Annotated in this window: 8 protein-coding genes and 1 pseudogene; 3 read left to right on the top strand and 6 right to left on the bottom strand. The window is 39.7% G+C overall.

The annotated features are described in order from the left end of the window. Positions 1 to 936 precede the first annotated feature (936 nt). Positions 937 to 3,756, top strand: a complete 2,820-nt coding sequence (locus J8L97_RS21200) for a bifunctional aconitate hydratase 2/2-methylisocitrate dehydratase (protein ID WP_211052620.1) — start codon at positions 937 to 939, stop codon at positions 3,754 to 3,756. Between the two features lie 162 nt (positions 3,757 to 3,918). Here J8L97_RS21200 and J8L97_RS21195 read toward each other — a convergent pair whose 3' ends face one another. Beyond that, positions 3,919 to 4,212, bottom strand: coding sequence for a GNAT family N-acetyltransferase (locus tag J8L97_RS21195; RefSeq protein ID WP_247688764.1), 294 nt, complete (start codon positions 4,210 to 4,212; stop codon positions 3,919 to 3,921). 977 nt (positions 4,213 to 5,189) lie between these two features. Here J8L97_RS21195 and J8L97_RS21190 point away from each other — a divergent pair. Then, the gene (locus J8L97_RS21190; protein WP_211052618.1) at positions 5,190 to 7,409 is read left to right on the top strand and encodes a fibronectin type III domain-containing protein; all 2,220 of its coding nucleotides are present in this window, start codon (positions 5,190 to 5,192) and stop codon (positions 7,407 to 7,409) included. 154 nt (positions 7,410 to 7,563) lie between these two features. Here J8L97_RS21190 and J8L97_RS21185 read toward each other — a convergent pair whose 3' ends face one another. From J8L97_RS21185 to J8L97_RS21170, 4 genes and pseudogenes are all read right to left on the bottom strand, one after another. After that, complete coding sequence (locus tag J8L97_RS21185) at positions 7,564 to 8,124, bottom strand: hypothetical protein (RefSeq protein WP_247688763.1); 561 nt, start codon at positions 8,122 to 8,124, stop codon at positions 7,564 to 7,566. Between the two features lie 188 nt (positions 8,125 to 8,312). After that, positions 8,313 to 8,996 (bottom strand): annotated as a pseudogene (locus J8L97_RS21180) (MBL fold metallo-hydrolase); the annotation flags it as partial. Between the two features lie 134 nt (positions 8,997 to 9,130). Then, positions 9,131 to 9,427, bottom strand: a complete 297-nt coding sequence (locus J8L97_RS21175) for a hypothetical protein (protein ID WP_211052616.1) — start codon at positions 9,425 to 9,427, stop codon at positions 9,131 to 9,133. Continuing rightward, complete coding sequence (locus J8L97_RS21170) at positions 9,424 to 10,116, bottom strand: hypothetical protein (protein WP_211052614.1); 693 nt, start codon at positions 10,114 to 10,116, stop codon at positions 9,424 to 9,426. The genes J8L97_RS21175 and J8L97_RS21170 overlap by 4 nt, the downstream gene beginning before the upstream one ends. Positions 10,117 to 10,340: 224 nt before the next feature. Here J8L97_RS21170 and J8L97_RS21165 point away from each other — a divergent pair, with 224 nt between their 5' ends. Continuing rightward, positions 10,341 to 11,018, top strand: coding sequence for a LysR substrate-binding domain-containing protein (locus J8L97_RS21165; RefSeq protein WP_211052612.1), 678 nt, complete (start codon positions 10,341 to 10,343; stop codon positions 11,016 to 11,018). Positions 11,019 to 11,156: 138 nt separating this feature from the next. On the opposite strand, the gene J8L97_RS21160 is transcribed toward J8L97_RS21165, so the two are convergent. Beyond that, a complete protein-coding gene (locus J8L97_RS21160) occupies positions 11,157 to 11,750 on the bottom strand; it encodes a hypothetical protein (RefSeq protein ID WP_211052610.1) in 594 nt (197 codons plus the stop codon). Positions 11,751 to 11,894 lie beyond the last annotated feature (144 nt).

Genomic DNA, 11,894 nt, shown 5'->3' with positions numbered 1-11,894 from the left:
CTTTATTGGACTATAAATACATAAGTTACCATAAACCGACATAAATATAACGCCAACAAATTATAATAATTCAAATCTCTTTTTATAAACTCTTTTATATGCAATAAAGTAAACGCTAGGTCATTGTAAATGATGGACAGCAAGCATGAGATTAAATCTAAAAAAGAAAAACATGAAAAATCTATCGATGGATAAGAGCATAGACAAAGCGCAAACTCCCGAAGTTGCTGGTGCCCTTTAGAGGCCGTCAATCCAATAAATGCCACCAAAGCTGGGAATGCAAATCTGATTACGATGGTTGTACAACGGTGACTTGCTTCTAACTAAGGTTGATGGTGATCCACTTTAAGACATAACAGCACTGCGTAAAACATCACTGATCATTAAAAGTGAACAAGTATTCAAGCCGGAACAAATTTATAACGCGACTGGTGTTAAACCGCTTGTCCTAGCAAGCAACATCACACATTAAGCAAAACTGAAATAGAACCGCTTAGGTCCTATAACTAAGCGAATTAATCATTAGGGTTGGGGGTTATTTTTCACCTAACCCTAATGATTAACCAACTGTATAACTTAAACTTATGGCCTGCATATTTAAAACTTTAGTCTAACGAGTCCCTTCATCAGCACACGCGTTTTCCCGATTTTTATTAACATTGATTCTCCCGTATTCGCCATCGGTGTTCAACGCTAAATTCACGCCATCACGCACTATATCAAGACTTCACGTCAATGAGTCATTCGCATAGTCTATAATTCAACGCTAACAAGCATGGTCTTTGACTTGATTGATAAATCATCAAACCGAGCTGTAACTGATAAGCAAATCCGTCGCTATTACAGTACAGCTCAATTAAATGATTACTCGGCGAGGCAAATCAGGTAAAATAAGCCGGTTTTATATATGAGCATTGTATAGCAAAAGAGGTTTCTATGAGTTTGTACACAGAATACATGGATGAAATCCAAAACCGTAAGCAAGAACTTGGGTTGAATCCAAAGCCAATCGATAGCGAAGCGTTACTATCAGAGATTATTGGCCAAATAAAAGATACGGGTCATGCGCACCGCGCAGACTCATTAAATTTCTTTATCTACAACACACTACCAGGAACCACCAGCGCAGCCGGTGTAAAAGCAAAATTCCTAAAAGAAATCATTCTTGGTGAGTCTGTTGTTGAAGAAATTACGTCTACTTTCGCTTTTGAATTACTATCTCACATGAAAGGTGGTCCTTCTATTGAAGTATTGCTTGATCTAGCGCTAAGTGATAACACTGACGTATCTGCTCCAGCAGCCGATGTGTTAAAAACACAAGTATTCCTTTACGAAGCTGATACTGAACGTCTAGAAGTTGCATTCAAAGCGGGCAATGCAATTGCAAAAGACATTCTAGAAAGTTACGCACAAGCAGAGTTTTTCACTAAGCTACCTGAAATTGAAGAAAAAATTGACGTTGTTACTTATATTGCTGGTGAAGGCGATATCTCAACTGACTTACTTTCTCCAGGTAACCAAGCGCACTCTCGTGCAGATCGTGAATTACACGGTAAATGCATGATCACACCTGAAGCACAACAAGAAATTGTAGAGCTACAGAAAAAGCACCCTAACGCAAAAGTTATGCTTATTGCTGAAAAAGGTACTATGGGTGTGGGTTCGTCACGTATGTCTGGCGTTAATAACGTGGCTCTTTGGGCTGGTAAACAAGCAAGTCCATATGTCCCATTCATTAACATTGCACCAGTGGTTGCAGGTACCAATGGTATTTCACCTATTTTCTTAACGACGGTTGGCGTAACTGGCGGTATTGGTCTTGACCTTCAAAACTGGGTTAAGAAAACAGATGAAAATGGTAACAATGTTACCGACGCAAATGGCGACCCAGTGCTTGAGGAAGCTTACTCGGTTGCAACGGGTACTGTATTAACAATCGACACCAAAGAGAAAAAGCTTTACAACGGTGACAAAGAGCTTGTTGATGTGTCTTCTGCGTTCACACCTCAAAAAGTTGAGTTCATGAAAGCAGGTGGTTCTTATGCGGTTGTATTCGGTAAGAAGCTACAAACTTTTGCAGCTGAAACATTAGGTGTTGAAGCACCTGCTGTATATGCAGCGTCAAAAGAGATTTCTCATGAGAACCAAGGCCTAACTGCAGTTGAAAAAATCTTTAACAACAACTCAGTTGGTGTAGCATCAGAAACTGCACTACACGCAGGGTCAGATGTGCGCGTTAAAGTAAACATTGTAGGCTCGCAAGATACAACTGGCCCAATGACATCACAAGAACTTGAAGCTATGGCTGCATCTGTAATATCACCAATTGTTGATGGTGCATATCAGTCAGGTTGTCACACGGCTTCAGTTTGGGATAGTAAAGCACAAGCTAACATTCCAAAACTAATGGCGTTCATGAACAAGTTCGGTTTAATCACAGCACGTGACCCGAAAGGCGTTTACCATTCAATGACTGACGTTATTCACAAAGTACTGAATGACATTACCATTGATGACCGCGCGATTATTATCGGTGGTGACTCGCATACTCGTATGTCTAAAGGTGTCGCATTTGGTGCTGATTCTGGTACTGTTGCTTTAGCATTGGCTACAGGTGAAGCGGCAATGCCTATTCCTGAGTCGGTAAAAGTGACTTTTAAAGGCCGCATGAAAGGCCACATGGACTTCCGTGATGTAGTACATTCAACTCAAGCGCAAATGCTTAAGCAATTTAGCGGTGAGAACGTTTTCCAAGGCCGTGTTATTGAAGTACACATTGGTACTCTCATGGCCGACCAAGCGTTTACTTTTACTGACTGGACTGCAGAGATGAAAGCGAAAGCGTCAATCTGTATTTCAAATGATGAAACGTTAATCAAATCTATCGAGCTTGCGAAGAGCCGTATTCAGATCATGATCAACAAAGGTATGGAAAACGACGCTAAAACACTTCAAGGTCTTATCGATTTAGCTGACAAGCGAATTGAAGAGATCAACTCTGGTACTAACCCTGCCCTAGCACCTGATGACGCAGCGAAATATTATGCCGAAGTTGTTGTTGATTTAGACCAAATCAACGAACCAATGATTGCTGACCCTGACGTAAATAACGAAGATGTATCTAAGCGTTACACGCACGATGTGATCCGCCCTGTATCATTCTACAACGACAAGCCAGTTGACTTAGGATTTGTTGGGTCTTGTATGGTACACAAAGGCGATATGAAGATCATCGCGCAAATGCTAAGAAATCTAGAAGCTAAAAATGGAACAATTACATTCAATGCGCCATTAGTTGTTGCGCCACCAACGTATAACATTGTTGATGAGCTTAAAGCAGAAGGCGACTGGGATATTCTTGCTAAATACGCTGGTTTTGAGTTCGACGATGAGAAGCCTAAAACTGCCGCACGTACTAAATATGAAAACATCATGTATTTAGAACGCCCTGGTTGTAACCTATGCATGGGTAACCAAGAAAAGGCAGAACCGGGTGATACGGTTATAGCTACCTCTACACGTCTTTTCCAAGGTCGTGTTGTTGCGGATACGTCAGATAAAAAAGGTGAATCGCTACTTGGTTCGACACCGCTAGTTGTACTTTCAACTGTTTTGGGTCGTTTCCCGACTATTGAAGAGTACACAGCTGCAGTTGATGGTATCGACCTAACCGCATTTACGCCGTTAGAAGAAGAGCTAACAACAAAATTCAGTGCTGAAAAAGCAGTACCTGTAAAGGTTGTTGACGCTAACTAATAGCCGCTGAATTAAAAGCGTACCAGATTACGTTTTTATAAGGCGTTTAAAAGGCTTATGTTGTTACTGATATTTATATCATAACCTATTAAGCCTTTTTTATTTACGCTGAGTAATGCAGAGCCCGCTGCTTATCACTATCTTTATTAGCTCCATTAAATATCACATACATAACTCCATCGGCTGATAGACAAGCCCTGATGACTCTTGTATTTTACCAACGCAGTTAAATCCATACTTTTGATACGCACCAAACGACGTCAATGACGCACTGACCGTTAAAATATCCGCATTCACATGTGCCAGTACCGCATTTAACAAAGCCCGACCTACCCCGTTATTTTGAAATTCAGGATCAACAAAAAGCATCGCAACATGGCCCCCTGCTTTGAGTTCTATCATGCCAATCAAGTTCTCATTTTCCTCAACAACTAAGAGCACATTGTCTTGCTGCATTCTTTGCAAAACGCACTTTGTTTTATAATATCCGTAAAAGTTTGTACCCCGTCATTTTGCAAACTGCTGGCGATTGATTTTTTAAATGACCGCATGCATATAGCACTGACACTTTCTAAATCTTGTTCATGTACGTCCCTTATATGCACCTTATTCATTCTCCACACTGTATAAACTTATTTCGTTCCGCAATCTCTAGGTAATATCACTGAGATGCAAACATGCCTTTACCTCTTTTATCTACTATACAAAACTATAACACTGACTAAATAACAATAAGTTCCGAACTTTTTATTTCAATACGCTAACACATCTATTGCCATAATATAACGTCGTAACGTCAAGGTAATAGAGCATGTAAATCACACTATTTCAGGAAAAGCCAAACCTTCTGCTCGACGGATGATGGCTGTAATGCTCTCTAGTTGTTAGCCCGTAAACATAATGACCAGTTCCTAGAACAGCACACGCCTTAATTGTGCATATTTTATTTCAGCATGAGAGAAAAACATCTTTGCCTGGCATTGTTTATACATAACCCCAGTGTTAGTTAACATATTTATCACCTTTTAAAAGTGGAATATTTAATTCCTTACAGTTTTTTCTCATTAATATTTTTTATCTTTAGTCATGATAACTCACCAAGACATGTTTAATTTTTATACATCTAACTAAACAAAAGTCACATTTACAAAATAATATATGCAATTTTTTCAATAAGTTAAATGACATGCCAATACCAAATGTATGCCCTCAACCAAAATCGAGATACTCATAGACGTTCCTATCAAAACAATTAGAAACAATAAAGGCATAAAGATAGAAGAAAGTGTTCTAGGCAAATGGATTGATAAATATACTGTATACAATATATTTAAACTGGTAATTTATACACCAAGAAAATTACAAATAAATTACGTTAGCTTCACAGAAAACATATAACATGAATGAGTTACAACATGATAAAGGAGAACACGATGAAATTCGCTTCATCACATTGGACCAAGCTGTTGCTTGGTCCGGCAATACTGCTTTCACAACATGCATTAGGCGCTACATTGCCAGATGTATGCGCCACACAAGGCCCGTCTACCTCTATAACAGACGGTACCCCTATTTGTGTAAGTGACAGTGGTACTGCCTATCTAAGGTTAGGAGATGCCAATAGCCATAACAGTGTCGCAATTAGCACAGGACATGGTGGCGGAGATCTGAGTTTATATGTGGATCAAGGTCGTTGGCCAAGTACCGGATCAAATAGCAATGCTTATAAGTCAATTACTTCAGGGACTAATGGCGAGTGCGTGGTCATTAGTAACCCAAGTCAATACTGGCTGATGATCGCAGTAACAGGTACTCGCGATAAATCATCTCTTGCTGTTGATTTTGGTGCAACGTCTTGTCGAGATATAAATGGTGGTGGAGATAACCCTGGAGATGGAAATACTGGGAGTATCGTTGCACCTAGCAATCTAACGGGTACAACGACCGAATCGAGTGCTACCGTCTCTTGGAGTGACAACTCTAACAACGAAGATAACTTTATTATTCAACGTTCATCAGCTGGTGTATCTTGGCATACCGTAGCGACTGTTAACGCGAATGAAACCAGCTTTACAGATACAGGTTTGGTCCAAGATAAAGTCTATTACTATGTCATGTATGCCAAAAATACGACAAATACATCTGGTTGGAGTGCGATATTAACGACTAAAACCAAAAAGTCAGGGTCAACTACCCCACCAGGTGACGGTGGCGATTTAGCCAATATCTGTGCAACCAGTGATCCTACGACTGAAACAGCACTCACAGATGGTGTACCTGTGTGTGTACCCGCAGCTTCACAAGGCACAGGTTTTGCTATTTCAACGTTTAACCAAAATGTAACGAGTATCGCAATTAGTTCATCTTACGGCCAAGGTAACTTAACATTGGCTGGCAGAACCGACGGTGAGTGGCCAAAATCTGGTGACGATAGTATCCGTTCATCTAAAGTCGGCAACACTGAATGTGTGGTATTAACTAACCCTCGTAACGGTTGGAACAATATTCGTTTAGAAGGTTTATTTAAAGGCGCAAGTGTTGTTGCAGACTTTAACAAAACCAGCTGTCGAGTAACTCCTGGCGCGGATGATCCCGGCAATGATGGATATGATCATAATAGTGTGCATGTATTGGTTTATCCATTTAGGTTCCCTGATCAAGATTTAGCGTTCACCACAGATCAAATCAATGCTGAAATGCAGAAGACCAAAGATTACTTCACCGAGCAATCGTATGGGAAGTTCAACTTTACTTGGGAAATTAAGCCAAAAATTACCATGCCACAGAGTCATAATTATTATAATAATGACAAAGACTTGTGGGGCCCAGCCTATAGAGAGCAACTCGTCAATGCCGGAGTAGATCCAAACTTTCCGGGCGAAGCGACGATTATAATGGTGACTGCACCGCCTGTAGGCACAGACGCAACTTATTTCATTAACTCTCAAGCAGGTCCACCGCTTATGGAAATTTACACTTATGCGGCAGGCACAATTGCACATGAAGCTGGGCACGCTTTAGGGTTACATCACTCAATGTCAATTGAAGGTGGTAATAGCATGCTTAATGGCAATTCAAATGATGTTGTCACCAACTATGGTAATGTGTTTGGCTTAATGGGCATGGGGGCTCACTCGTTAGAAGAAATGAATCTAATGTATAAAGGTTACTTTAATAACTGGATTTCTGACACCGACGTGCCCACTATAACAACATCTGGTAAATACCGTATTTACACATATAATCATGGCACATCATCAGGGCACAATGCACCGGGTGTTATTGGTCTTAAAATACCATCAGGTGATAAAACGTTTTGGGTTGAATATTTAACACGCCAAAAAGCTGAAGCAAATACATCACCGGATCTACAATTACGTACACCACTTTTACAAAATGGTATTGTGATCAACCTGCAAAATTATATGGATAACAATGCAGCACCTTGGTACAACCATAACTCATTATTATTGGACTCTACCCCAAACTCTCGCAGTTCAAATTGGCCGTTAGAAGACTTTAATGATGCCCCTTTGCAGAAAAATAATACCTTCACTGACCCTTGGGGTAAGTTTAGTATTTACCCTGTAGAAACAGGTGGCACTCTAGGTACGGCAAATGCTTGGATTGATGTACAAGTGACGTTTTTCTAAGCATTATTAGAAAGTCATATTGAAAAGTAATATGAAAAAATAAAGCACCGCTAGATTTAATGCGGTGCTTTTTTATCTGGCCTTTATAAAATAGTGAACAACCATACTTTTATACTTCAACTACCTATGTTATTCGCCAGCCAAGGTTGCTCAGTTATACCGCGTCTTTTTTTACGCTTTTAAAACGTAGCAGTAAGGGCTTAAAGCAATAGTGAGACAGTACCGACACGGTTGAAAATAAAACTACGCCAATAAACGGGATCACAGGCCCAGTAAAAAATGCCGCGCCCATAACATAGCCTAGGATACACTCAACTTTGTGTAACGGTATAAACAGTGCCGTGATCATCAGGCCCATCAGCATATAAACAGCAATATTTTGTAAACCAAAACTGAACGCGAGCGATGCCAATAAGCTCACCAACAACATTCCCATAAAGCCAATCAGTATATTACGATAGAAGTCGCTTAAGCTCAGCGCTTCATGCGCGCGCGTTAATAGCCTTTTCTTAATACGTATAAAAGCGATGAACACCAAAGACGGTAATATAATTAACCCCCACCAATTGGATATACCCGGCAAGTCTGAGCGCATCAAAATGTGATGTGTGACAATTCCTCCATTAAAATATTCCCATGACAAGTGACAGATTTGAAAAATCACGACGATGATGAGTAAGCTATTTCGAATTATTTCTAATTGCCTGTCTTTCATACCAGCTAATTCCTATTACCAAGTTAATGTAGTTATCATTAATAGATATTCTGCAATAAATAAACCAACTAAAAACGAATAAATTTCAACAACTTAAAAAATCAAAAAAGCATCACTTAACCAATTAACTCAAATAGTAGTGTTTATCACTAAACAATCACAAATTTTCCTATGTACAATAACAGCCATTATATGAGTGGGAAGATAATAAATTTATGCATTCTCACTTGCTGTGGTTGCAGCCCCATTATGGTCTGTTGTCGGTGCAGTAGCTGTAGACCTTTTGTGGTCAATACCAACGAAGCTTCATTTGGATGATACACAGACCCTGAAGGGTAATCTTTTTTCGCACATGCTGACATTTCGATGTGCGCGCCTAAAATAGCTGAAACAGGATTCATCTCACTGAATGCCACCAGCCTTGCTATGCTGCTTTTAAATGTTAACCAATCACGAATATATAGCCTACCTGGATAAAAGGTATCGCCAGTCAAAAGCCACTGTGTTTGATCATCATATAAACTAATGGCCTCTCGTTGATGCCCTGGAGTGGGAACAATCGAAATTTTTCTCCCACCTAACTCAAGCACACTAACCGAATTGGGCCAGTCGCTCAGCTGCAACGATTTTTGTAATACGGTTAGTTGATGTGGAGGCACAACTGATACGCCTTCCACCCCATAAAACCGTGAGTCAGCTGCTATATGGTCGTTATGACTATGCGAGTGTAATACATGTAACGCATAATCTTTTGGTTGACGTTTTATGCGTATTAAATGTTGTTGAATAATCATTTGCACTGTGCGCGCAAGCGGGAATAGTTTGGCACTTGTTGTGGCCCCGGTATCAAGTAATAGTGCTTTTTGATCACCTAATAATAAATAACCTCAGCTCTGGATAAGCGAATTTGCCCAATAAAGCTATTTTTCTCATTCTCGGCGTTGCTTTCATTTGTAATAGCCCGCTATTACTGCATAAAAGCGCCTTGATATTGAACAAAATATCATCATTGAATTGTACGTAAGTTTGTTTTCAAAACATTTTCTATTCCAAAACCCTTATCCAAACCTGAGGTTAAATAGATAAAAGGCGCTTCATAATGCACGCATTTACTCTGCCGAATGATGTAGGTAGTCAGATTAAACTCAAGCACTTCCATACTAGGGCGCGTATCCAGTTCACACTCTTTACTCCCCGCAAACCACTGCTTTTGAGAAAGGTTTGGAGTTGCTTTCCCATATGCAACAGTACAACTGATTACATAAAGTACACATGCTACTAAAAAACGAATCACGCCATTCATAAGGTAAAATCCTGTGTTTCCAAATAGCGTATATTTATAATACCGCACTGTTCCAACGCGTTTGAGATAGCAACGTGGCTCAATATCTTGGGTTTATTGCATTGGTACAATGTTTGTTTATGCTCTTTATCATTTTGCATAACAGCAATGGCATCGAACGACGGCGGCTGCTGTATTTTATGGACGACAAGATCGGTATGGTTGTTTAATTTAACTTTATAAAAAACCTGATTTTGTGATTGATAATTACGCGTTATCGGTTCAACTAAAATGGCTTTATGAAAATCAATGTTCGTTTTGTCAAAGTGTATTCCGCCTCTCTCAAAATGACCTGTATAAAAGTCAGCGCCAATTGTGAACACCTCTCTGGTGACCAACCTATTCAAATCGAACTTACTCGGTAATAGCGTAACCATGCCTTGGCGTAATTCAGCTAATACCTGCCGCTCGTTTGGTACAATGATTTGGTAAATTATCTGGTAATCGTGCGGCGTCGAATAAAGGGGTAAATGGCTGGCGTATATATTTTCTTGGTCATCAGTAAACAGTACCATACCATGAGCGCCATAGCGCTGATGCATTTGATGTGACTGGGACTCTGCGAACACTTGAGGTGATACGCCGATGAGTAGCACGCATATAAGTAGCACACAGCGCGTACAATAGGTAAATAGTAGAAAAAGCAACATAGCCATCTCTTGATGAAAAATTTTAGCTACTTTACACTGTCATTCATTGAAGTTTCATCGATTAAATATCATTAATCATTTACTTTTTGGAATCAATATGAACGTTGAAGACCTGCGAAAATTGGCGCATGTAGCGCAAACTCAAAACCTTCATACATCAGCCGAAGCGTTTAATATTTGAATTTACGCTGTATGCTAATGAACTTATCAATCAATATGATCAAATGCTCAGTGAATTCATAAGTACACAAGCCAAACATTCACTCAATATTGCAGGCCCATCCGTGTTACTTGATCACGTGCTTGATAAACTCCTCCCTCACATCAGCACTGCGCAATTTGAAGTAAACTTACAAGCTGTTTTTGAAGGCGATGCCATTAATAAACTTAAAAGCGGCGCCGCTCATCTAGCCATCGTAACCGATGACGCTTTGCCTGATTGGCAATCAGCAGGATTTCATGCCCTCCCTCTAGGGGTTACCACATTTGAACTGGTTGCCGCCACCGACCACCCCATTCATCAAATTAAAACGCCAACACTTGCAGATATAAATAATACATTTTTTGCTTGCCCGAGCAGCTCGTCATTTTGCGGCATTGTGCGTGGTGTTGGCTCTGATGGATGGCCAGATCATATCCACCCCCGCAATATTGCTTTTCGCTGTGATAACTTCGCTTCACTGCTTAGTGTAATTAAAAAGCACCCTGCGTTGGCTTATCTGCCTGATATTGCTATTGATGAGCAGCTTAACGTTATCAAACTTAGTGATTTTGCTGCACGAAATCAGGAGCGTATTAACCTCGTTTATAAACCAAGCTTCTCGACTGGTTGGTTGAACCAGCTAATTGACCGTATTAGCGCGAGTCATACTCAAACGCCCAGCTTAAATAAAAGCTTATAAAAAGTATTTATTCAATACACCTATTTAAGGCTGCATGCATTAGCTTAAAAATCCAGAGTATATAAACTCCCCTGTTAAGCGGCTATAGAATTGCCGTTATATTTACTATGTAACCAATGCCAATTGATGTTTCCAATATTACGATAAGCCAAGAACTAGCTTCAAAAGTTCGGAAATCAAAAAGCCAAACAGAGCGCCAATTACCCAACTTTTCCATTGCCCTTTATAGCTAGAGGCTCTTTTAATATCTGTTTGCAGGTTTTCAATAATCCTCGATTGAAAGGCAATGTCACCTGCCAATGAGTTAATCAATTTTGAGTCTATTCCTAATCCAATTTTTGTTAATATCTGTGATTCAGACATTAATCGAGGTGTGTTGTTTTTTAGCTCATACACAGCACCCTGAACACTCGCCAGTTTGATTGATGGCTTAACTGTAATAATTCCAAGTGTGTATATCATTCTGATGTTAGGAATGAACTCTAACCTTACATCTACCCCGTTGCATAGTGATTTTGCTTGAGCAAAAATAGAACTAAACGACTTTGGTTCTACCCCAATAATTTCTGTGCGCCCATTACCTAATACCAAGTGCCTTCCATTGCTATTGGAAGACGCCACAATATATTCAGCAAGCGAATCAACATCTACATCAACCAAAGAAATACAATTATTAGATTGGTCAATATTTATTAAAATATCGCCACTTTTTAAATGTTCTAGCGTTTCCATCTTATTCCTATATCAAGTTTTAGTATTTCTTTCCTTTGAAAAAGCGCTATCAGCAGTCTTCAACTGACGAATCCTAATCTTCTCTAACTTTCTACAAAATAAGAGAAATCTCTTCTTCATCTTTTTCTGAATCTACTCAACACG

The organism is Pseudoalteromonas sp. MMG012 (assembly GCF_018100875.1).
Classification (GTDB): domain Bacteria; phylum Pseudomonadota; class Gammaproteobacteria; order Enterobacterales; family Alteromonadaceae; genus Pseudoalteromonas; species Pseudoalteromonas aurantia.
The sequence above is the reverse complement of the archived record's forward strand: the minus strand, read 5'-3'. Positions and strand labels throughout refer to the sequence as shown.